This window comes from Streptomyces sp. BK022, assembly GCF_004217355.1.
GTDB lineage: Bacteria > Actinomycetota > Actinomycetes > Streptomycetales > Streptomycetaceae > Streptomyces > Streptomyces griseoluteus.
Window position 1 is genome coordinate 701,404 of the sequence record NZ_SHKU01000004.1, and the last position, 19,859, is coordinate 721,262.

At 73.2% G+C, this 19,859-nt stretch carries 18 protein-coding genes; 8 read left to right on the forward strand and 10 right to left on the reverse strand.

All coding sequences use genetic code 11. The features are described from left to right. Window positions 1-61 precede the first annotated feature (61 nt). Window positions 62-961 carry a universal stress protein gene (locus EV284_RS20010; RefSeq protein ID WP_130336003.1) on the forward strand — a complete coding sequence of 300 codons (900 nt, stop codon included), beginning with the start codon at window positions 62-64 and terminating at the stop codon, window positions 959-961. A 3-nt stretch (window positions 962-964) separates the two neighbouring features. Here the strand turns inward: EV284_RS20010 and EV284_RS20015 are convergent, their stop codons facing one another. Next, entirely contained in the window at window positions 965-1,711 is a 747-nt protein-coding gene (locus EV284_RS20015; RefSeq protein WP_130336005.1) for an MBL fold metallo-hydrolase, read from the reverse strand. 57 nt (window positions 1,712-1,768) lie between these two features. Next, a complete protein-coding gene (locus tag EV284_RS20020; protein ID WP_130336007.1) occupies window positions 1,769-2,398 on the reverse strand; it encodes an alpha-ketoglutarate-dependent dioxygenase AlkB in 630 nt (209 codons plus the stop codon). A gap of 137 nt (window positions 2,399-2,535) precedes the next feature. Here EV284_RS20020 and EV284_RS20025 point away from each other — a divergent pair, with 137 nt between their 5' ends. From EV284_RS20025 to EV284_RS20035, 3 genes are all read left to right on the forward strand, one after another. After that, the gene (locus EV284_RS20025) at window positions 2,536-3,159 is read left to right on the forward strand and encodes a TetR/AcrR family transcriptional regulator (protein WP_130336009.1); all 624 of its coding nucleotides are present in this window, start codon (window positions 2,536-2,538) and stop codon (window positions 3,157-3,159) included. Between the two features lie 17 nt (window positions 3,160-3,176). Further along, window positions 3,177-4,850 carry an FAD-binding dehydrogenase gene (locus tag EV284_RS20030; RefSeq protein ID WP_130336011.1) on the forward strand — a complete coding sequence of 558 codons (1,674 nt, stop codon included), beginning with the start codon at window positions 3,177-3,179 and terminating at the stop codon, window positions 4,848-4,850. 158 nt (window positions 4,851-5,008) lie between these two features. Next, window positions 5,009-6,436: a M1 family metallopeptidase gene (locus EV284_RS20035; RefSeq protein ID WP_130336013.1), complete on the forward strand. Its 1,428-nt coding sequence runs from the start codon at window positions 5,009-5,011 to the stop codon at window positions 6,434-6,436. A 3-nt stretch (window positions 6,437-6,439) separates the two neighbouring features. On the opposite strand, the gene EV284_RS20040 is transcribed toward EV284_RS20035, so the two are convergent. Further along, window positions 6,440-7,660, reverse strand: a complete 1,221-nt coding sequence (locus tag EV284_RS20040) for a saccharopine dehydrogenase C-terminal domain-containing protein (RefSeq protein WP_130336015.1) — start codon at window positions 7,658-7,660, stop codon at window positions 6,440-6,442. A gap of 141 nt (window positions 7,661-7,801) precedes the next feature. Here EV284_RS20040 and EV284_RS20045 point away from each other — a divergent pair, with 141 nt between their 5' ends. Further along, complete coding sequence (locus EV284_RS20045) at window positions 7,802-8,524, forward strand: TetR/AcrR family transcriptional regulator (protein WP_130336017.1); 723 nt, start codon at window positions 7,802-7,804, stop codon at window positions 8,522-8,524. On the opposite strand, the gene EV284_RS20050 is transcribed toward EV284_RS20045, so the two are convergent. Further along, on the reverse strand, window positions 8,490-9,374 hold the full coding sequence (locus EV284_RS20050; protein WP_130336019.1) for a LysR family transcriptional regulator ArgP: 885 nt from the start codon (window positions 9,372-9,374) through the stop codon (window positions 8,490-8,492). The two genes, EV284_RS20045 and EV284_RS20050, sit on opposite strands and share 35 nt — an antisense overlap. Window positions 9,375-9,440: 66 nt before the next feature. Between EV284_RS20050 and EV284_RS20055 the strand changes: the two genes are divergently transcribed. Next, entirely contained in the window at window positions 9,441-10,058 is a 618-nt protein-coding gene (locus EV284_RS20055) for a LysE/ArgO family amino acid transporter (RefSeq protein ID WP_130336021.1), read from the forward strand. A gap of 61 nt (window positions 10,059-10,119) precedes the next feature. Beyond that, a complete protein-coding gene (locus EV284_RS20060) occupies window positions 10,120-11,448 on the forward strand; it encodes an MFS transporter (protein WP_130336023.1) in 1,329 nt (442 codons plus the stop codon). Window positions 11,449-11,455: 7 nt separating this feature from the next. Here EV284_RS20060 and EV284_RS20065 read toward each other — a convergent pair whose 3' ends face one another. Continuing rightward, entirely contained in the window at window positions 11,456-11,911 is a 456-nt protein-coding gene (locus EV284_RS20065) for a cyclic nucleotide-binding domain-containing protein (RefSeq protein ID WP_130336025.1), read from the reverse strand. A 260-nt stretch (window positions 11,912-12,171) separates the two neighbouring features. After that, window positions 12,172-12,429, reverse strand: coding sequence for a hypothetical protein (locus EV284_RS20070; protein WP_130336027.1), 258 nt, complete (start codon window positions 12,427-12,429; stop codon window positions 12,172-12,174). Window positions 12,430-12,579: 150 nt separating this feature from the next. On the opposite strand from EV284_RS20070, the gene EV284_RS20075 reads away from it, so the two are divergent. Further along, complete coding sequence (locus tag EV284_RS20075) at window positions 12,580-13,017, forward strand: ATP-binding protein (protein WP_130336029.1); 438 nt, start codon at window positions 12,580-12,582, stop codon at window positions 13,015-13,017. Window positions 13,018-13,146: 129 nt separating this feature from the next. Here EV284_RS20075 and EV284_RS20080 read toward each other — a convergent pair whose 3' ends face one another. The 4 genes from EV284_RS20080 to EV284_RS20095 all read right to left on the reverse strand — a co-directional run bounded on the left by EV284_RS20080 (window position 13,147) and on the right by EV284_RS20095 (window position 19,675). Next, window positions 13,147-15,366, reverse strand: a complete 2,220-nt coding sequence (locus tag EV284_RS20080) for an FUSC family protein (RefSeq protein WP_130336504.1) — start codon at window positions 15,364-15,366, stop codon at window positions 13,147-13,149. Window positions 15,367-15,593: 227 nt separating this feature from the next. Beyond that, on the reverse strand, window positions 15,594-16,988 hold the full coding sequence (locus tag EV284_RS20085; protein ID WP_130336031.1) for an NAD(P)/FAD-dependent oxidoreductase: 1,395 nt from the start codon (window positions 16,986-16,988) through the stop codon (window positions 15,594-15,596). A gap of 201 nt (window positions 16,989-17,189) precedes the next feature. Beyond that, the gene (locus tag EV284_RS20090) at window positions 17,190-17,624 is read right to left on the reverse strand and encodes an ATP-binding protein (protein WP_130336033.1); all 435 of its coding nucleotides are present in this window, start codon (window positions 17,622-17,624) and stop codon (window positions 17,190-17,192) included. 146 nt (window positions 17,625-17,770) lie between these two features. Then, window positions 17,771-19,675 (reverse strand): AMP-dependent synthetase/ligase, encoded by a 1,905-nt coding sequence (locus tag EV284_RS20095; RefSeq protein WP_130336035.1) that lies wholly within the window; start codon window positions 19,673-19,675, stop codon window positions 17,771-17,773. Window positions 19,676-19,859 lie beyond the last annotated feature (184 nt).

Below are 19,859 nucleotides of genomic sequence, written 5' to 3' on the forward strand. Positions count from 1 at the left end.
GCCCGCTGTGGCAGGGTCATGGCGAGGACGGAGCAGGCAGGACGACGAGGAGGCCCAACGGATGACACGCCCGATCACGGCAGGGGTGGACGGTACGGAGGAGAGCCTGGCCGCGCTGGACTGGGCGGCCCGCGAGGCCGTGCGCCGGGGGCTGGCGCTGCGCGTGGTGCACGCCTGGGAGCAGGTCGGGGAGCTGCCCGCCGACCGGGACACCCAGCGGAGCTGGGCCGAGGCGGGCCTCGGCCGTGCCGTCGGCTCCCTCGCCGAACGGCACCCCGGCCTGGACGCGACCCTGGAGCTGACCGAGGACGACGCGGTGGACGCGCTCCTCGCGGCCGGCGCGGACGCCGAGGCGCTGGTCCTCGGCACCCGCGGGCACGGAGCCGTGGTCGGCTTCCTGCTCGGCTCGGTCGGCCTCCGGGTCGTCGCGGAGGCCGACCGGCCGGTGATCCTGGTGCGTGCCGGGGACCGCCCGGAGGCCGAGTCAGCCGGCCGGGAGATCGTCGTCGGCCAGCACGGCACCCCGGAGGACAGCGCCGCCGCGCTGCGTTTCGCCTTCGAGACGGCGGCCTCCCGCGGCGCCACCCTCCGCGCGGTGCGCGCCTGGACCCTGCCGCCCGTCTTCGCCTACAGCCCCGGCTCGCTCAAGCTGCTGGACGAGGCGGGCGGCCTCGAACCGTACGAGAAGCGGGCGCTGGCCGACGCGCTGCGGCCCTGGCGGGAGCGGTTCCCCGGCGTGCCCGTCGCCGAGCACGTCGAGATGGGGAGCGCCGGACAGGTGCTGGTCTCGCAGGCCACGCGGGCCCAGCTCCTCGTGGTGGGCCGCCGGGCGCGCCGTACGGCGGTCGGCGCCCGGATCGGTTCGGTCGCGCACGGGGTGCTGCACCACGCCGGCAGCCCGGTCGCCGTCGTCCCGCAGGACCGGCCCGCCGTGCCGGAGCCCGGCGACGACCCGGCCTGACGGTCAGGACGCCCGGTCGCGGGCCCGCTCGGCGGCGGCCCGCACCGGGCCCCGGTGCAGCGGGCCGTGTCCGGGCAGCAGCACGTCGCCCGCCAGGTCGGCGATCAGCGCCAGCGAGGTCACGGCCTGGTCCGTCTCGTGGTGGAAGAAGCCGTGCAGCATCTGCGGTCCCCGCACGCGGGAGGTCGCGTGCCCGGTGATGAGGGCGTCACCGGAGATCACGACGCCCGCCTCGGGCAGGTGGTAGACGCAGTGCCCGTCGGTGTGGCCCGGCGTGTGCACGGGTACCGGCCGCCCCGGCAGATCGAGCGCGCCCCGGGACTCGAACGGCTCGGGCTTCGCCACCGGGTTGTGCTCGGTGCCGCCCGCCTTGATCACCTGCACCGCCCACGGCACCACACCGGGCCGCCACGCGTTGCGCGCCACGTCACCGATCGAGCACTGCTGGAGGAAGTCCCGCCGGGCGTGCGGCACTTCGGCCGGGTGCAGCAGCACCGGCGTGCCGTGGGCGTCGCGCAGGTACTCGGCCGAGCCCAGGTGGTCGTTGTGGGCGTGGGTGATCAGCACGGCCGTCACCGCCTCGGGTGAACTGCCCACGGCCGCGAGGGAGTCGAGCAGCGCGTGCCGGTCCTTGGGGTAGCCGGTGTCGATGAGCGTGACGTCCTCACCGTCCTTCAGGATCACCCAGTTGACGTGGTGCCCCCGCACCAGGTGGACGCCGTCCGCTACTTGCTCTGCCTGTGCCCGCATGTTCCCCTCGGATTCCGGCCGGTGACCTGACCGGGGCCAGCCAACCAGATGCCGGGGTCAGCGCACTCCGCGAGGTCGGAACTGGATGCTGATCCGGGGCCCGGTGGCCCGCGCCGACTTGGGGACGCAGTGCTCCCAGGTGCGCTGGCAGGAGCCGCCCATCACGATCAGGTCGCCGTGCCCGAGCGGCCGGCGCACGGCCACCGCGCCACCGCCCGCCGGACGCAGCAGCAGATCGCGCGGGGCGCCGACCGAGAGGATGGCGACCATCGTGTCCTCCCGGCTGCCCCGCCCGATCCGGTCGCCGTGCCACGCCACGCTGTCCCGGCCGTCGCGGTAGTAGCACAGCCCGGCCGTGACGAAGGGCTCGCCCAGTTCCGGGCCGTAGTGCCCCGAGAGCACCTCGCGTGCCTCGTCCAGCACCGGATGGGGGAGGGGGTCCCGGTCGCGGTAGAAGGACAGCAGGCGCGGCACGGACACCACGTTGTCGTACATCCGGCGCTGCTCGGCCCGCCAGGGGACCTCCGCGACGAGCTGTTCGAACAGCGCGTCGGCCCCGCTCAGCCAGCCCGGCAGCACGTCGATCCAGGCCCCGGAGCCCAGCACGGTCCGCTCCAGCCCGTCGAGAGGGCCGAGGCTCAGCTCGTCGGCCTGGTCGAACAGCGAACTCTGGAGGTGCGTGGACATGAGGCCAGCGTACCGCTGAATCGAAAATGTGTTCTATCGATCATGAAGTGCCCTCTCACGCGGCCCGCGCGTGCGGGGCTCTTTCCGATACATCGATGTATCGGATACGTTCCTGTATCGAAAGCGGGGTGCGGGCGATGACGGCCGAGGAGAAGACGCCGCGGGTGACCAGGCGGCGGGCGCGGACGCGGGCCGAACTGCTGGCCGCCGCCTTCGCGGTGTTCGCGGCCAAGGGGTTCGGGCGGGTCTCCATCGAGGAGATCTGCGAGGCCGCCGGATACAGCCGGGGAGCCTTCTACTCCAACTTCGCCACGCTCGACGAACTGTTCTTCGCCCTGTACCAGGAGCGAGCCGACCTCATCGCCTCCCAGGTCGCCGAGGCGCTCGCCCAGGACGGACCCGCGCTGGACGTGGCCGCCGGGGTGGACCGGGTCGCCGAGGTGCTCCTCCTCGACGTGGACTGGCTGCTGGTGAAGACCGACTTCCTGGTGCACGCCGCCCGCGACCCGGCCGTCGCCGAGACCCTGCTCCGGCACCGGGCCCGGCTGCGCGAGGCCGTCGCCGACCGGCTCCGGCGGGCCGAGGCCACCGCCCATCCGCCGGGCGGAGTGGAGGCGGCCGCCCGCGCGGTCGTCGCCGCCTACGACGGCGTCACCGTCCAGCTCCTGCTGGACAAGGACGTCGAGGCCGCCCGCGACTGGCTGAAACACCTGCTCACGCCCCTGCTGTCCGGCAGCGGCGACCCGGAACGAACGCTGTAGGGAAGGACGAGGACTCCATGGACGCGGATGTCATAGTCGTGGGAGCGGGCCTGGCCGGCCTGGTCGCGGCGCACGAACTCACCAGCCGCGGCCGGAAGGTGGCCCTGCTGGACCAGGAGAACGCCGCCAACCTCGGCGGCCAGGCGTTCTGGTCCTTCGGCGGCCTCTTCCTGGTCGACTCGCCCGAACAGCGCCGCCTCGGCGTCAAGGACTCCCTCGACCTCGCCTGGAACGACTGGCGGGGCAGCGCCGGCTTCGACCGGATCGACGACGAGGACTCCTGGGCGGTGCGCTGGGCCCGCGCGTACGTCGAGTTCGCGGCCGGGGAGAAGCGGTCCTGGCTGCGCGGCCACGGCATCGAGCTGCTGCCCACCGTCGGCTGGGCCGAGCGCGGCGACCTGCGCGCCGACGGCCACGGCAACTCCGTACCCCGCTTCCACATCGCCTGGGGCACCGGTACCGGCGTGGTCGAGCCCTTCGTGCGGTACGCCCGGCAGGCGGCGCGGGACGGGCTGCTGACCTTCCACCACCGGCACCGCGTCGACGAACTGCTCATCGACGGCACCACCGCGCGCGGAGTGCGGGGCACCCTGCTGGCCCCGGACGACTCGCCGCGCGGTGTGGCCTCCAGCCGGGAGGCGGCCGGGGAGTTCGAGCTGACCGCGCAGGCCGTCGTCCTCACCACCGGCGGCATCGGCGCCAACCACGACATCGTCCGCCGCTACTGGCCCGAGCGGCTCGGCACGCCCCCGGCCGACATGGTCACCGGCGTACCCGCCTACGTCGACGGCCGCATGCTCGACATCAGCGCGGATGCCGGGGTACGCCTGGTCAACCGGGACCGCATGTGGCACTACACCGAGGGCCTCGCCAACTGGGACCCGATCTGGCCCGGCCACGGCATCCGCGTCCTGCCCGGCCCCTCCTCCATCTGGCTCGACGCGCGCGGCCGCCGCCTGCCCGACCCCTGCCTGCCCGGCTACGACACGCTCGGCACCCTGCGCCATCTGCGCACCACCGAGGACATCGCGGGCCACGACCACTCCTGGTTCGTCCTCACCCGGAAGATCATCGAGAAGGAGTTCGCGCTCTCCGGCTCCGAGCAGAACCCCGACATCACCGCCAAGGACCGCAAGGCCGTGCTCCGCGACCGGGTGCTGGGCAAGGGCGCCCCGGGGCCGGTGCGGGCGTTCGTGGACAAGGGCGAGGACTTCGTCACCGCCGGCACGCTGGAGGAGCTGGTGGCCAGGATGAACGGCCTCACCGGCGAGGCTCTGCTCGACCCGGCCGAGGTGCGCCGGCAGATCGAGGCCCGCGACCTCCAGATGGCCAACCCCTACAGCAAGGACTCCCAGGTCCAGGGCATCCGCAACGCCCGCCGCTACATCGGGGACCGGCTGGGCAGGGTCGCCGCCCCGCACCGCATCCTGGACCCCGAGGCGGGTCCGCTGATCGGGGTCCGGCTGCGCGTGCTGACCCGCAAGACCCTGGGCGGCATCCAGACCGACCTCGACTCCCGCGCCCTCGGCGCCGACGGCAACCCGGTCGAGGGGCTCTACGCGGCCGGCGAGGTGGCCGGCTTCGGCGGGGGAGGGGTGCACGGGTACAACGCGCTGGAGGGCACCTTCCTCGGCGGCTGCCTGTTCTCCGGGCGCGCGGCGGGCCGGGCCGCGGCCCGGCAGACCGGCTGAGCCGGGGCGAGCGGGCCCCCGGCCCGCTCCGGCAGGGTGCCGAGGGCCCTCTGGGCCGGCGGCACCCCGTCGGCGCGGCGCCCCGGAGCGCAGGACAGCCGGGGGTCCGGCACCCTAGTCTGTGGCGGAGCGATCATCGTCGTCCCGAAGGAGCGCACGTGAGGTCCTCCCGCCGCCCGGCCGCACGACGCCGCGTCGCCCTCCTCCGGCGCGAGACGGTCCTCGCCACGGTCCCCCTCGCGGTCGCCGCCCTCCTCGGCGCCGCCGCTCCGCTCGGCTCCGGCACCACCGGAGCACCGGGCGCCGGCGACCCGTACTTCCCGCTGAGCGGCAACGGCGGCTACCACGTACGCCACTACGACCTCACGCTCGGCTACGACACGGCCGGCCGGCACCTGGACGGCACCGCCGTCCTCACCGCCCGTGCCACCCAGCGCCTCAGCCGGTTCGACCTGGACCTCAGCGGCCTCACGGTCACCTCCGTGCGCGTCGGCCGCGAGGACGCCCGCTTCACCCGCAAGGGCCAGGAACTCGTCGTCACCCCGAAGAGCACCCTGCGCGACGGCCAGGAGTTCAAGGTCACCGTCCGCTATAAGGGCACCCCGAAGCCGGTCACCGACCCGGACGGCTCGGCCGACGGCTGGATTCCCACCGACGACGGCGCCTTCGTCGCGGGCCAGCCGCAGGGCGCCATGACCTGGTTCCCGGCCAACAACCACCCCCTGGACAAGGCGTCGTACGACTTCACCATCACCGTCCCCGAGGGCCGTACCGCCGTCGCCAACGGTGTGCTGCGCGAGCAGCGCACCGCGCACGGCCGCACCACCTTCCGCTGGCACCAGGCCGAGCCGATGGCCGCCTATCTCGCCACCGCCACCATCGGCACCTTCACGGTCCGGCGTGGCACCCTGCCCGGCGGCGTCCAGCTCTACGACGCCGTCGACCCCAGGGAGGCCCGCGCCGCCGACCGGGTGATGAAGAAGCTGCCCTCGGTGCTGAAGTGGGAGGCCGGACTGTTCGGCCCCTACCCCTACCGCGCGGCCGGCTCGATCGTCGACCACGCGCCGGACGTCGGCTACGCCCTGGAGACCCAGACCCGGCCGGTGTACGACTCGGCGCCCGACCTGGACACCCTCGTGCACGAGAGTGCCCACCAGTGGTTCGGCGACTCCGTCTCGCTGACGAAGTGGCAGGACATCTGGCTCAACGAGGGCTTCGCCAGCTACACCGAGTGGCTCTACGAGGAGCAGCACGGCGGCGACAGCGCCCAGAAGACCTTCGACGGCCTGTACGCCCGCTCCGCCAAGGACAAGCTGTGGGCCTACCCGCCCGGCGCCCCCGGCGACGGCGGCAAGATCTTCGGCGACCCCGTCTACGACCGGGGCGCGATGGCCCTGCACCAGGTGCGCAAGACCGTCGGCGACCGCGCGTTCCTCCGCATCCTGCGCGCCTGGGCCGCCCAGCACCGCGACGGCCACGGCACGACCGAGCAGTTCACCCGGCTCGCCGAGAAGGAGTCCGGCAAGAAGGTCGCCCCGGTGCTGCACACCTGGCTCTACACCAAGGGCAAGCCGAAGACCGCCTGACGGTCACTGCTCGCGCAGCCCCCACGGGGAGCCGTAGGCGGTCAGCAGGTCGAGGAAGGGACGGGCGGGGAAGGCCTCCGGGCCCAGCACGCCCGCGCCCGACCAGGCGCCGGTGGCGAGGAGTTCGAGGGCGACGACCGGGTTCACGGCCGTCTGCCAGACCACGGCCTGGGAGCCGTACTCGGCCATCGACCACTCGTTGTCGACCACGTGGTAGAGGTACACCTCGCGCGGCGCCCCGTCCTTGGTGCCCTTCACCCAGGTGCCCGCGCAGGTCTTGCCGCGCATCCGGTCGCCCAGCGTCGCCGGATCGGGCAGCCCGGCGGCCACCACGTCCCGCGGCGAGACCGCGACCGGACCGTCCGGGCCCGGCACGGTCACCGGAACGGTGCGGTCCAGGCCCAGCTGGTGCAGTGTGCGCAGCGTGTCGGTGAACTCGCGGCCCAGCCCGTACTTGAAGGTGACCCGCCGCGCGTCCGTCCAGCGCGGTATCAGCAGCACCTCCTCGTGCTCGACGTTCACGCACTCCACCGGGCCGATGCCCTCGGGGAAGTCGAACACCTCCGGCTCGCTGAACGGCTCGGTGGTGAACCAGCCGCGCCCCTCCTCGAAGACCACCGGCGGGTTCAGGCACTCCTCGATCGTGGTCCAGATGCTGAAGGAGGGCGCGAAGTCGTAGCCGTCCACGGTGAGGTTCGCGCCGTCGCGGACGCCGATCTCCTCGACGGTGTCGAAGAGCTCGTCCGCCGCGTACCGGGCGAACACGTCCGACAAGCCGGGCTCCACACCCATGCCGACCAGCGCCAGCGCGCCCGCCCGCTCCCATTCGGCGGCAGCCGCGAACTGCTCGTCGCCGAGCTTCACCCCGCACTCCTCGTACGGGCGCTCCGGGTGCGGCCGGGACAGCGACATCGCCATGTCGACATAGGTGGCCCCGGCCGCGCGGGCGGCCCGGAACAGCGGCATCACGAATCTGGGGTCGGTGGCGTTCAGCAGCACGTCGCAGCCGTGCCGGGTGAGCAGGCCGGAGACCGCCGCCTCGTCGGCCGCGTCGACCCGCTCGGGTACGAACCGGTCCGCGTCCGCGCCGAGGGCCGCGACGGCCGCCTCCGCGCGGGCGGGGTCGTAGTCGGCCACCACCATCAGGTCGAAGAACGGACGGCGGGCCGCGATCCGGGTGACGGCGGTGCCCACACCACCGGCGCCCACGAGCAGTACACGCATGACGGAAACTCCCTGCCTGACACGGACGGAAAACGAGAACGGGACAGGCGCGCCTTGCCGTGAATCCAACGCCCCGCGCCGCGTTAAGGTCAATGGCGTTGGCATAAGGACCGCCAGGACCACCGCAGAGAGGGCCCCGCCGTGCCCAAACCCGTCGTGCCCGAGGAGAAGCGCCGCAGACGCCGGCCCACCCGCGGCGGCACCGTGCTCACCGAGGACCTGATCGTCACCACCGCGCTGCGCCTGCTGCGCGAGCACGGCAGCGCCGGGCTCACCGCGCGCCGCCTCGGCCTCGCCCTGGACTGCGACCCCAGCACCCTCTACCGGTACTTCCGGGGCATGGACGACCTCACCCTGGCGATCGGGGACGCCCTCATCGGCCAGGCCCTCGACGGCTGGCGCCGCACCGGCCGATGGCGCGCCGACCTGCGCGCCATCGGCACCCGCATCCACGCCGCCTACGTCGCCCACCCGCAGGCGGCGCTGCTGACCGTCAGCCGGGTCACCGGCCGCGCCCACGAACTCGCCGTCGACGAGGCGGTCCTCGACGTCCTCGCCCGGGCCGGGTTCCCGCTGCCCGAGGCGGTGGGGGTCTACCACGCCTTCATCGACCAGACCCTCGCCTTCGCCGCCTTGGACGCCGCCACCCTGGCGCTGCCCAGCGCCTCCCAGCGGGCGGACGAGGACCAGTGGCACTCCACCTACGCCCGGCTGCCCCGCTCCACCCACCCGCGCATCGCCGAGGCCGCCCCGCTGCTCGCCCGGCAGATGGTGCACAGCGCCTACCCGACCGCGCTGGAGATGCTGCTGGACAGCGCGGCCGCCCGGCTCAGCGGCGCAGCGCCCGCGCCGCCGTCGCGCTGACCGCCTCGGCCAGCGCCGCCAGCGCGGGGGAGTCCAGCCGCCACTGCTGCCAGTACAGCGCCACGTCCAGCCACCGCCCCGGCGCCAGCGGCACGACCCGGCCCGCCGCCAGCATCGGCTCCGCCTGCGACTCCGGGACCATCCCCCACCCGAGCCCGCGCGCCACGGACTCGGCGAATCCTTCCGAGGTCGGCACGTAGTGCCGCACCGGACCCGCGCCCGGCCCGCCGAGCCCGCGTACGAAGGCGTCCTGGAGGTCGTCCTTGTCGTCGAAGACCATCACCGGCAGCGCGCCCAGCGCCTCGGCGAGCGGCCCGGACGGCAGCCGCGCGGCCAGCTCCGGCGCCGCCACCGGCAGATACCGCAACCGCCCGAGCGGACGCACCGAGCAGCCGGGCACCGGCTCCGCCGACCCCGTCACCGCCGCCATCACCAGGCCCTCGCGCAGCAGCGCGGCCGTGTGGTCCTCGTCCTCCCGGCGCAGCTCGAAACTGAGCCCCGGCACCTCGGTGAGCGCGTCCAGGAACCAGGTCGACAACGAGTCGGCGTTCACCGCGACCGACACCCGCGTCGGCTCCCCGGCCCCGCTCATCCCCAGCTCGTCCCGCGCGTCCCGTTCCAGCCGGGCGAGCTGGCGGGCGTACCGGACCAGGACCGCGCCGGAGTCGGTCGGCCGGACCGGCTTGGTGCGCTGCAGCAGCACCCGGCCGGTGCGCTGTTCCAGCGCCTTGACCCGCTGGCTCACCGCCGACGGCGTCACGTGCAGCGCGGCGGCTGCCGCGTCGAAGGTGCCCTCGTCCACCACCGCCAGCAGCGTCCGCACCTGCTCCAGGGGAAGGTCTTTCATCACGAGAGCTAAGGGTACGTAAGAATCTTTAGCTGTACGCGCGGTGATCCGGTCCCTAACGTCGAGGGCATGAACAACGCGCTCACCGCCGCGGCCGCGGGCTTCGGCACCGGTCTCTCCCTCATCGTCGCCATCGGCGCCCAGAACGCCTTCGTCCTGCGCCAGGGGGTCCGCCGGCACGCCGTCCTCGCCGTGGTGGGCATCTGCGCGCTCTCGGACGCCGTGCTCATCGCGCTCGGTGTCGCCGGGGTCGGCGCCATCGTGGTGGCCTGGCCGGACGCGGTACGGGCGGTCGGCATCGTCGGCGGCGTCTTCCTTCTCTGCTACGGCGCCCTCGCCGCCCGGCGCGTCCTGCGCCCCGCCACCGACGGGCTGAGCACCCGGGGCGAGGCAGCCGGGTCGGTCCGGCGCGCGGTGCTCACCTGCCTGGCGATGACCTGGCTCAACCCGCACGTCTACCTGGACACCGTCTTCCTGGTCGGCTCCCTCGCCGCGGACCGGGGCCCGCTGCGCTGGACCTTCGGGCTGGGTGCCGCCCTGGCCAGCCTGTGCTGGTTCGCGGCCCTGGGCCTCGGGGCCCGGCTGCTCGGCCGGGTGCTGGCCCGTCCCGCCGCCTGGCGGGTGCTGGACGGGCTGGTCGCCCTCACCATGCTGGGCCTCGGGGCCATGCTGCTGATCGGTACCTGAGGAGGCGAAGGGTTCGGCTTTCGCCGGGCGTTGCTGCGATAGTGAGGCTCGAAATCGAAAGATGTATCGAGCAACCAGGACCTCCGTGGACACGAGCGAGAGCAGCAGCACCACCGACGCGGGCACGCCCGGCACGCCCGGCGGGGACCCGCCCGCGCGCGGCTGGCGCCGCTGGGCGATGGACACCCGCCCCCTGCGCATACCGGCCTACCGGCGCCTGTGGTCGTCGACCATCGTCACCGCCGTCGGCAGCCAGCTCACCGCGGTCGCCGTACCCAAGCAGATCTACGACATCACCCAGTCCTCGGCCTGGGTCGGCTACGCCAGCCTCGCCGGGCTCGTGCCCATGGTGGTCTTCGCGCTGTGGGGCGGAGCCGTCGCGGACACCGTGGACCGGCGCAAGCTGCTGCTGGTCACCAACATCGGCATCGCCGTGACCTCGCTGCTGTTCTGGGCCCAGGCCGTCAGCGGCCTCGACTCGGTGCCCGTGCTGATGGTCCTGCTCGCCGCCCAGCAGGCGTTCTTCGGCCTCAACCAGCCCGCCCGCAGCGCCTCGGTCGCCCGGCTGGTCCCGGCCGGGGAACTGCCCGCGGCCAACGCGCTCGGCACCACCGTCATGCAAATCGGGCTGGTCGCCGGCCCGCTGCTCGCCGGCGTGCTGATACCGGTCATCGGACTGCCCGAGCTGTACCTCATCGACGCCGTCGCGCTGACCTTCACCGTGTGGGCGGTGTTCCGGCTGCCCGCCCTGCCCCCGCTCGGCGAGGCCACCGCCCGGCGTGCCGGGGTGCGGGAGATCGCGGCCGGGTTCCGGTACATCGCCGGGCGCAAGGTGCTGCTGCTGTCCTTCCTCGCCGACATCGTCGCCATGGTCTTCGGCATGCCCCGCGCCCTCTTCCCCCAGCTGGCCGCGCAGACCTACGGCGCCTGGGGCCCGGGGCTCGCGCTCGGGCTGCTCTTCGCCGCCATCCCGGTCGGCTCGGTGCTGGGCGGGCTGTTCTCCGGGGTGTTCTCGCGGGCCCGCAGGCACGGCCTCATGGTCATCGGCTCGGTGGTCGGCTGGGGGCTCGCCGTCGTCGGGTTCGGGCTGAGCGGCAACCTCTGGGTGGCCGTCGCCTTCCTCGCCGCCGGCGGCGTGGCCGACATGGTCTCCATGGTCTTCCGGGGCGCCATCCTGCTCTCCGCCGCGACCGACGAGATGCGCGGCCGGATGCAGGGCGTCTTCACCGTGGTCGTCGCGGGCGGACCCCGTCTCGCCGACGTGCTGCACGGCACCGCGGGGTCGCTCTTCGGCACCCGCGCAGCCGTCGCGGGCGGTGGGGCGCTGGTGGTCGTCATCATGGTGGCACTGGCCGCCGCCATGCCCGCGCTGCGCCGCTACCGGATCTGACCCGCCCTCACAGCGGGGTGCTCCGCCGGATCGCGTACTGGTCCATCAGCTTGCCGCGGGTCGTCTCCAGCCGGTGGGCCAGGATCTCGGCCACCGTGCGCACCAGCGACAGCCCGAGCAGCGGGTCCTCCACGCACAGCGCGAGCACGGAGGGCCCGTCGAACTCGTAGGCGCGGACGTTGCTGAACGCCACCGCCCCGAAGTCCCACTCGTACGGCGGGAAGAGCCACGACCAGCCGAGCAGGTCACCGGCGCCGAGCGTGGCCACGGTGATGTACTGCCGGGAGGTCACCTGCTGGTCCAGGGAGACCGCGCCCGAGCGGATCACCCAGAACCGGTCAGCGACGCCGCCCGCCTCGAACACGCGGGTGTCCTCCGGGAAGGAGACCTCCTTGGCCAGTTCCATCAGCCGTTCCCGCTGGGCCTGTGGCAGGGCGGTAGGCAATTTGATCGCTTTGGTCATACGCGGGGCTCCTCACCGGCGGCCGTTCGGGTGGTTCCCTAAGCCCATTGGAGCCGCTGCCGCCGCGGCAGGCACCTCGAAGAGCCGGCCGCGCGCCGGGTCGCCGTGCCGAGGGCAGGAAAAAGCCCTGGCTGGACGGGGGAAACCAGCCAGGGCAGTCGATGCGGAAGCGCGCGGAACACACGGGTGACGGTCCGGGGCGCGCCCCGATATGGATGAACGATAAACCACAGGGCGTCCGACCGGTATGGCTCCCGGCGTCACGTGACGTGGCTCACTCCCGCCGCTCCCGTCCCGCCGCTGTCCACCGGACGGCTGCCCGGCGCGACGATCTCCGTCAGCACCCCGGCCACCACCTGGTACGTCAGCGCGCGCTCGGTAGCCTCCCGCGCCCGGTCCGGATCGGTGGCCGTCAGGCTCTGCGCCCGCTCCAGCCACACCCGTTCCTCCTCGGCGGCCAGATCCCGGCCCCGCCGGATGCGCCGCAACAGTTCGTCCGCGTCCACGACATCGCTCATGCCGGGCTCCTACCCGCCTCCGCGCCCGGTAAAGGCACGCGGCCAGCCGGTGTTTGACATCGCCGCGAGGGGTCAGCCGCAAGGAAGAGGCCCCGGCCGTCCGGGAGCACACCGCAAAGACCGGGCACCACGCCAGGGAGGGACGACACCATGTGCGAGCAGCACGCGACCAGTACCCCGGCCGTGCCCCGGCAGAGCCGCAGGACCGCGGCGTACCGGCCGGCCGACGCCCGCAGAGACGTACGCCGCGCGGTGACCGAACGCTGTCGCGACCGCGCGCTCACCTGCGCCGAGGAGACCCTCGAGGACGCCCTGCTGGTCGCCTCCGAGCTGACCACCAACGCCATCCTGCACGGCGGCGGCATCACCTCCTTCGAGGTCGACGTGGACACCCGCGGCGTACGGCTCTCGGTCAGCGACCGCAGCGACGAACTCCCCGACACCACCACCGGGTTGGCAACCGAGGCGGACCGGAGCCGTACCGGCGGCCGGGGCTGGCCCATCGTCAGCCTCCTCGCCCGTGACATACGGGTGGCCGGACTCCCGCGAGGCGGCAAGTGCGTCACCGCCGTCGTACCCCTGCGCTGAACACGGCCCTTCCCGGGCCGCGTCCCCACCATCGTCTGGAGCGTGCGCGCAGGACGGGCGGATCGGCCGGTGTCCACTCCCGCAGCAGCAGACCGTGCGCCGCGATCACCGGTGTGCCGTCGGCCGTCACTACTTCGCCGCCTCCACCTTCACCGGGACGCCCAGCGGGCGGGCGAGGCCGGAGACCGCCTCGTCCAGGCGCTGGAGGTGGCGCAGGACGCGGTCTGTGACGCGGCCCCAGCGGGGAGTGGCCAGGGTGCCGGGCTCCAGCATGGACGCGATGCTCGGGCCGGTCTCCAGCGCGGCCGAGGAGTGCGGGTCGCGGACGTGGTCGGCGATCGCCTCGATGTTGTGCACGATCCGGCTGCACACCCCCCGCAGCCGGGGATCGGCCGCGATCGACGGGTTGCTCGGCAGCAGCTCAGCCGTGGCCGCCAGCGCGCGCCCGTGGTAGGCGCAGGTCTCCAGCAGCGCCACCACGTACCGCGCGGTGTCCCGGCGGGAGCGCAAGGGGGTGACCGGGTGGGTGAGCGGCTTGGTCGCGGCGTGCAGATCGGCCAGCGCCTGGTCCAGCTCGCGGGCCTGGTCCACCAGATCCGTGTGCGGCCGTCCGCTGAGCTGGTCCACGGCCGCCTGCGTCAGCTCGGCCAGCTTGTCCAGCACCGTCACCAGCAGTTCGTTGGTTCGCCGGTCGGTGCGGACCGGCAGGACGACCGCCGCCGTGATCACCCCGCAGGCCGCGCCCAGCGCCGTCTCCTCGACCCGCAGCACCAGCACCGACGCGCTGTACGTGTTCAGCAGGGTGTAGAGCAGCCCCAGCGCCGCCGTCACGAAGAACGACATCAGCGTGTACGACAGGGGAGCGGTGTAGAACATCGCGAACACGAACAGCAGCACCAGCGCGAACGCCGTCCACGTGTGGTGTCCCACCGCACCGGCGAGACCGATTCCGGCGACCACCCCGAGGACGGTGCCGAGCAGCCGCCGGCCGCCCTTCACGAGGATCTCCCCGGTGGAGGTGGTGTTGATGAACACGATCCAGCAGGTCAGCACCGCCCAGTACCAGCGCTGGTGGGACAGCAGCTCACCGCCCACGATGGCCAGCGACGCCCCCACCGCCACCTGGATGGCCGCCCGCGTCGTGGGACGCCGGAGCCCGGTCTCCTCGGGCTTCTCCGCGTCGGGTTCCTCGCTGATCTCGATCGCCGCGTCCTCGGCGTCCAGCTCCTCGCGGGACCGGCTGGTCGCCGGGGTGTCGTCGGACTCGTCCTGCGGGCCGTCCAGCGCGGTCCGCAGACCGAGCACCGCGCGCGCCGCCTCACCGATACCGCGGAACACGTCCTGCACGGCCGGGGACGCGTCGGGCAGGTTGTCCTCCTCGCGGTAGCCCAGCAGCCGGTTGCGCACCTGGGCCAGCGCCGTCCCGGACGTCTCGCCCACCGGGCGCAGCACCAGCAGCCGCAGCGCCTCAAGGTCCCGGCGCATCGTCTCCGTCGCGGGGTCCCGGACCGGCAGCATCCGGCCGGGCGGCACCGGCGCGCCCGGCAGATGCAGGGTGAGGGTGTCGGTCCGCTCGGCGCTGCGCGCCGTGAGCAGCATCAGCCCGAGCCGCTCGGCGGCGATCTCGGCGTCCGCGACCCGCCGCTGCACCAACCGGGCCATCGCGTCGTCGGAGGTGCCCCGCTCCAGCCGGCCCTGGATCATCAGCGCCGTCTCGTGCAGCCGGGCCGTACCGGTGCGCAGGTCCTCCACGACCTTGTCCACCTCGTCCGGGCCCGCGTCCAGCAGCTCGATCTGCGTGCCCAGCAACTGCCCCAGCCGGGCCCGGAAGGCCCGCCGCAGCCGGTCGAGCGTGCCCGCCTCCGTCTGCGGCATCAGCACGAAGCGCGCGAACGCGCTGCACCCCACGGCCACCGTGATCACGATGTACAGCGACGGCAGCATCGACGGCGTCGCCCGCACGAACAGCGACAGGAAGTAGACCTGGAAGCCGATCAGCCCGAGCCCGGTGGCCCGGTCGCCGAACCGGCGCCCGTAGACGGCCGCGAAGATGATCACCAGGAAGGAGATGTCGCTGACCAGCGGCCAGCGGTTCAGCACCGCCCCCGCCGACACCGCGGCCAGCGCCACCGGCAGGGACAGCGCCACCGTGACGGCCTGCTTGCTGCGGTCCGTCTCCCGGACGGCGAAGGTCGCGGCCATCGCCGCCATCGCGCCCGCGACCAACTGGGGGACCGGGAAGCGCAGCGACGCGAGCAGGATCAGGGTGAGGGCGATCGCGGCCACCGTGCGCAGCCCCGCGATCAGCCGCAGCAGTCCCGGATCGGACGCGGCGAGCCGGTCCCACAGCCGTACCAGAAGCGCCCGTCCCCTTGCCTTCACGCCGCCGTGCTCTCTCTCCCGTGCCGGACCACGATCTAGGACCCAGGATGTCACGACGCCCCGCCTGGCTCACCGCTGGCCAGCGGAGATGAGCCCGGCGCGCCCGCGCCCCCCCGGAATAACGGGCCGCGAGCCGCCGGAGGCCGCCGCCCCCGCGACGGGACGGCGGCCTCCGGCGACCCGGTCCACCCGGCTCAGCCGCCGGTCACCTTCCCCCGCACCTTGCCCTCCGCCTCGGCCTTCCGCACCTCTTCGCGGACCTGGTCCGGCGTCAGATAGGAGTCCGTGTACTCGAAGTCCTTGAGCTGGGCGGGCTTGCGGGCCTGGAAGCCCGTACGGACGAAGTCGTCCCCGGCGACGGCGTTCAGCAGCCAGTTGACCAGCACCCGTGCCTTGGCGACCCCGGTGCGCAGCGCGGACCAGTGGTAGCCGCGCGCCACGGCCTGGGCGAGGATGCCGCGCAGCTCGATCCCGAGCGGCCGGGACACCGCGTCCTTGCCGCCGAGGTCCACCACCAGACCGAGGTCCTTGTGGACGTACGCCTCCAGCGGCTCGCCGCGCAGCGAGTGGATGATGTTGTCCGCCACCTTCGGGCCCTGCCGCATGGCGTGCTGCGCGGTGGGCGGGCAGATCGCGCCCTTCTCGCCCTTGGCGAGGTCCGGTACGGCAGCCGCGTCGCCGAGCGCGAACACGCCGTCGTGGCCCGGCACGGTCATCTCCGGGGTCACCGCGAGCCGACCGCGCACCGTCTCCGCGTCCATCGTGCCGATCAGGGGGCTCGCGACCACGCCGGCCGTCCAGATCAGGGTGTGCGACGGGATGACCCGGCCGTCGGTGAAGGTGACCTCGTCCTCCGTCACCTTGGCCACGGAGACGCCGAGGGAGACGTCGATGCCCCGGTCGCGCAGGATCTTCAGCGCCTGCTTGCCGAGGCGGTCGCCCAGCTCCGGCATCAGCTTCGGCGCGATGTCGATCAGATGCCAGCGGATCAGGCTCGGGTCCAGCCGCGGATAGCGCCGGACCGCCGCGTGGGTGAGCCGCTGGAGGCAGGCCGCCGTCTCCGTGCCCGCGTAACCGCCGCCGACCACCACGAACTGCAGCCGTGCCGCCCGCTCCTCGGGGTCGTCGCTGGCGTCCGCGAGGTCGAGCTGCGAGATGACGTGGTCACGGATGTACGCGGCCTCCGCGAGCGTCTTCATCCCGAAGGCGTGCTCGGCGAGACCGGGGATGTCGAAGGTGCGGGTCACGCTGCCCGGCGCCAGCACCAGGTAGTCGTAGGGCTCGTTGACGATCTCGTCGGTGATGGTGCGGATGACGCACACCTTCGCCTCCAGATCCACCCCGATCGCCCCGCCCGGAATGATCCGGGTGCGGTACTTCTTGCTGCGGCGCAGCGAGACGGCGATCGACTGCGGCGTCAGCACGCCGGAGGCGACCTGGGGCAGCAGCGGAAGGTAGAGCTGGTAGGAGAACGGCGTCACCAGGGCGACATCCGCCTCGTCGGGGCCGAGTTTGCGCTCCAGCCGGCGGACGCACTCGACTCCGGCGAAGCCGGCGCCGATCACCAGAATCCTGGGTCGTCGTGTCACGGTGTTGTTCCCTTCTGCGGCTCCCGTCGGTCCGGATGGACGCCGTTCGCATGCCCGGGACCACTGCCACCACACCCGATCCCACCGTGCTCCGAGCCGTTCCGCCAGTCGGAAGCGCCCGGCGGCGAACGCGTGGGCAGCAGCCTGCCCCTCCACGCACCGGAGTAACCCGATTCCGCACCGGTACACCTTCCGGCGCCCTCACCAGGGCAGGAAGACGTGGATGTCCTTGCCGTCCGCGACCACCACCACGCTGACCTGGTCGCACAGGGTGTGCACCAGATGCCAGCCGATGCCCCCGCCGCCCGAACTCGGCCTGAACGGGCGCGGCTCGGGCACCACCGTGCTGGTGTCGTGCAGGGTGACGTGCACCCCGTCGAAGGTGCGCCGCATCCGCAGCCCGAACGGCCCCGGCGCGAACTGGACCGCGTTCGCCGCCAGCTCCGTCACCACCAGCAGGATGTCGTCCCAGTACTCCGGCGCGCTGGGCGGAGCCTCCCGGGCCAGCCCGCGCAGGAACTCCTCGGCGGCCAGCCGCGCGCCCGTGACGTTCGGAAGTTCGCCGGGAAAGCAGTAGGCGCGCTCGTGCGCTCTCTCGGAGGGAGGTGTGCCGTCCCAACGCCGCTCTGTCGCCATCTCGCATTCCCCGGCCCCGTCTCCCGGAGCGGCCCGGATACGGGCCTCGCACTCCGGGGCGGTCATCGTCGCTGGTCAGTTCACCAGGGCGGGTTCCCAGCGCGACGCGGATTACGCGTGATCGTGCCACCCAACGGTCGAGCGGCTCACCGGAACACGTCGTCCGGCTCGTCCCAGTCCGCCGGCTCCGGGCTCCGTCCGCCCCGCGCGGCTCGCGAACGAGCCGTGTACATCGCGTCGATCTCGGCCGCGTAGTGCCGCGCGATCACGTCCCGGCGCAGCTTCAGCGACGGCGTCAGCAGACCGTTGTCCGGGGCGAACGGCTCCTGGACGACCCGGTAGACCCGGATCGACTCGGCACGCGACACCGTGCTGTTGGCCGCCGCCACGGCACGGGCCAGCTCCTCGCGCAGCGCGCTCTCCTCCCGGCTCTCCCGCCCCTCGAAGTCGCCCTGCAGCGCCAGGGCTGCCCGCCAGTGCGAGAGGAAATCCGGGTCCAGGGTGATCAGGGCGCCCATACAGGGCCGGTCCTCGCCGACCACCACCGCCTGGTGGATCAACGGGTGCATCCGCAGCCGCTGCTCCAGCGGGGCGGGCGCCACACTCTTGCCGCTGGAGGTGACGATGAGGTCCTTCTTGCGGCCGGTGATGGTCAGGTACCCCTCCCGGTCCAGCCGCCCGATGTCACCGGTCGACAGCCAGCCCCCGCGCAGCACACTCCGGGTACGCGCCTCGTCGCCGATGTAGCCCTGGAACACGGACGGGCCGTGCACCAGGATCTCGCCGTCCTCCGCCACCCGGACCTCGGTGCCCGGCAGCGGGACGCCCACCGTCCCCGACTTCTCCCGGCCCAGCGGCTGCATCGTGATCCCGCCGGAGGTCTCCGTCAGCCCGTACCCGTCGTGGATGTACAGGCCGATGCCCTCGAAGAACAGCGACAGTTCACGGCTCAGGGAGGACCCGCCCGAGGTGCCCCGCCGGGCTCGGCCGCCGAGCGCCGAGCGGAGCTTGCGGTACACCGTCCGCTCGTACAGGGCGTGTTGGAGCCGCAGATCCAGTCCTGGGCCCGTACCGATGCCGAGCCGGGCGCGCTCCTCGGCCTCCGCGAAGTCCCGCGCGGTCTGTGCCGCCCGCTCGAACAGCGCGCCCCGCCCGGCCTGCTGAGCCGTCCTCAGGAACGTCTTGTACAGCTTCTCGAACACCGACGGGACGCCGTAGAGATATGTCGGCCTGAAGGTGCTCAGCGCCGAGGCGAGCGCTTCCTCGGACACCTCCGGCTCGTGCGCCATCAGGAACCCGCCCCGCAGGCACATCGTCTGGATCATGATCCCGTAGACGTGCGAGAACGGCAGGAACGCCAGTACCGAGGGCTGCTCGCCCGGCTGCGCCGCCGTGTGGCCCCAGCCGGCCAGCAGCACGTCACAGGGGTAGGCGAGTCCGCGGTGGCTGAGCGCGCAGCCCATCGGGCGGCCGGTGGCGCCGGAGGTGTAGGTGACCGCCGCGGTGGAGTCGGGCAGTACGATCCGGCGCAGCGACTCCACGGTGGTCAGCGGGATGTCCACCCCCCGCTCGGTGAGTTCGGGCAACGCGCCCGCGTCCAGTTGCCAGACGTGCCTGAGGCGGGGAAGCGCCGCGCACACGGTGCCGACCGTCATCACGCCGAGTTCGTCCTCGACCGCCACGGCCACGCACCCCGCGTCCCGGAGCATCCACTCCACCTGGTCCCGCGAGGACGTCGGATGGATCGGGACGATCTCCGCGCCCACGGTCCACAGCGCGTGGGCCAGCACCGTCCACTCGTAGCGGTTGCGGGCCATCAGGGCGACCCGGTGGCCCGGCGAGATCCCGGTGGCCACCAGCCCCTTGGCCAGTCCGAGCACCTCGTCCCTGAGCCGGCCGGCCGTGATGGTCTCCCAGCCGCCGGAGGAACCCTGCGCGTGCCGGGCGAGCACCGGGAGCCGGGGGTTCGCCTCGGCCCTGTCGAAGACGATGTCGGCGAGCCCGCCGGTGGGCGGAGGGAACGCTGCCGGAGCGGAGGCGACGTCGCGCATGCGCTGCTCCTGGAAGTACGGAGGGTGACCCCGCCGATCGGCTCTGTGTCGGCGGTGCACGAATGTAGCGCGGGGAAGCGGTTTCGGTGCGGGGAAGGAGAAAGTCGTGATCCCCTGATGACCTGCGGGTGTCCGGTGGGTCCCGGGTGCCGCCGTTCCGTACGGGTATCGGCGCCGTCGCCGG

Coding starts and splice junctions, on each gene's coding strand:
- EV284_RS20020 (WP_130336007.1), bottom strand. CDS start 2,398: ATGTCCACGCACCTCCAGAGTTCGCTGTTCGACCAGGCCGACGAGCTG.
- EV284_RS20060 (WP_130336023.1), top strand. CDS start 10,120: ATGTATCGAGCAACCAGGACCTCCGTGGACACGAGCGAGAGCAGCAGC.
- EV284_RS20075 (WP_130336029.1), top strand. CDS start 12,580: ATGTGCGAGCAGCACGCGACCAGTACCCCGGCCGTGCCCCGGCAGAGC.
- EV284_RS20040 (WP_130336015.1), bottom strand. CDS start 7,660: ATGCGTGTACTGCTCGTGGGCGCCGGTGGTGTGGGCACCGCCGTCACC.
- EV284_RS20070 (WP_130336027.1), bottom strand. CDS start 12,429: ATGAGCGATGTCGTGGACGCGGACGAACTGTTGCGGCGCATCCGGCGG.
- EV284_RS20025 (WP_130336009.1), top strand. CDS start 2,536: ATGACGGCCGAGGAGAAGACGCCGCGGGTGACCAGGCGGCGGGCGCGG.
- EV284_RS20065 (WP_130336025.1), bottom strand. CDS start 11,911: ATGACCAAAGCGATCAAATTGCCTACCGCCCTGCCACAGGCCCAGCGG.
- EV284_RS20095 (WP_130336035.1), bottom strand. CDS start 19,675: ATGCGCGACGTCGCCTCCGCTCCGGCAGCGTTCCCTCCGCCCACCGGC.
- EV284_RS20015 (WP_130336005.1), bottom strand. CDS start 1,711: ATGCGGGCACAGGCAGAGCAAGTAGCGGACGGCGTCCACCTGGTGCGG.
- EV284_RS20055 (WP_130336021.1), top strand. CDS start 9,441: ATGAACAACGCGCTCACCGCCGCGGCCGCGGGCTTCGGCACCGGTCTC.
- EV284_RS20030 (WP_130336011.1), top strand. CDS start 3,177: ATGGACGCGGATGTCATAGTCGTGGGAGCGGGCCTGGCCGGCCTGGTC.
- EV284_RS20090 (WP_130336033.1), bottom strand. CDS start 17,624: ATGGCGACAGAGCGGCGTTGGGACGGCACACCTCCCTCCGAGAGAGCG.
- EV284_RS20010 (WP_130336003.1), top strand. CDS start 62: ATGACACGCCCGATCACGGCAGGGGTGGACGGTACGGAGGAGAGCCTG.